Consider the following 1,409-nt stretch of genomic DNA (forward strand, 5'->3'; position numbering starts at 1 on the left):
CAGCAGCTCGTCGTGCCGGGCGGGGTTGGCACCGTCGGCGATCGGTTCCAGGACCTCCGCCATCGGCGGTCCGGGCTGCCGCGTGGGAGGCGCGGCGGCCCGACCCGCGACGATGCGACTACGATCAACTGGTAATCCCATCGCAGGTTTGGATGACATGACTGACCCTCAGCTGGCTGATCTCCTGGCCCATGTACGCGAGCACTCGCCCTTCTACCGTGACCTCTACGCCGCACTGCCCGGCGACGTCGCCGACCTGTCAGCGCTGCCGCTGATCGACCACACCGCCTACTGGGGCGCCCACGGCATCGAGCGCAGCGATCTGCTCACCGGCCCGCACCAGGACGGCATCGTTTTCAAGACCGGCGGCACCACCGGCGCACCGCGCGTCTCGGTCTACACCCGCGACGAGTGGCGTGCGATGGCCCGGCGCTTCGGCGACGGGCTGCCCGCCGCCGGGGTGCGCGCGGGCGACCGGGTGGCCAATCTGTTCTACGCCGGGGAGCTGTACTCCAGCTTCGTCTTCACCCTCAACGCCTTCCAGGAGGCGCCGGTCCCGGTGGTGCAGCTGCCGATCGGCGGTGCGGCGCCGCTGGACTTCACCATCGAGACCCTGCGCGACTTCCGCGCCACGGTGATCTCCGCGCCGCCGACCTCGCTGTGCCGGCTGGCCCGTCAGGTGGCCGAGACCGTGGGGACGCTGCCCCAGGTCCGGCTGGCGCTGTTCGCCGGAGAGGCCTTCTACGGCGACCAGTTGGCGCTCATGGCCGCCGCCTTCCCGAACGCGCGGGTCCGCTCGATCGGCTACGCCAGCGTGGACGCGGGTATCCTGGCCGGGCCGGTGGCGGACGAGCCGGACACCCGGGTGCACGAGGTGTTCGGCACCGACAAGGTGATCGAGCTGCTCGACCCCGAGAGCGGCGAGCCGATCACCGAGGAGGGCCGTCCGGGCCGGGTCATCGCCACCGACCTGGTGCGTCGCCTGATGCCGGTGATCCGCTACCCGGTCGGCGACATCGCCGAGTGGGTCGACTACCCGCGACGCCGCTTCCGGCTGCTCGGCCGTTCCGAGGAGGGTGCCCGGGTCGGCGTGGTCACCGTCTACCTGGAGGACCTGCGCGCCATGTCCGCCCGGGCCGACCGGCAGGGTGCGGTCGGCGACCTGCAGGTCGTGCTCCGGCACCGCGAGGCCAAGGACGAACTGCTCCTGCGGCTGGCCGGCCCGGCCCGCTCGGCCGACTTCGAGCGGGAGTTGCTCGCCGTGCTGGACGAAGCCCGACCGATGTTCGGCGCGGAAGTGCGCAAGGGGAACATCCACCCGCTCGCCTTCGAGTGGGTCGGCCCGGACGGACTGGACATCAACCCGCGCACGGGCAAACTGATCCGTCTCGTCGACCAGCGCGCGAACT

At 71.6% G+C, this 1,409-nt stretch carries 1 protein-coding gene; it reads left to right on the plus strand.

The window, feature by feature from the left end; all coding sequences use genetic code 11:
- Window positions 1-157: 157 nt before the first annotated feature.
- Window positions 158-1,409: phenylacetate--CoA ligase family protein (locus AB0O00_RS39420; RefSeq protein WP_363659485.1), on the plus strand; the 1,252-nt coding region annotated here is incomplete at its 3' end.

The organism is Kitasatospora sp. NPDC093558, from assembly GCF_040683475.1.
In the GTDB taxonomy this organism is placed as follows: Bacteria; Actinomycetota; Actinomycetes; order Streptomycetales; family Streptomycetaceae; genus Kitasatospora.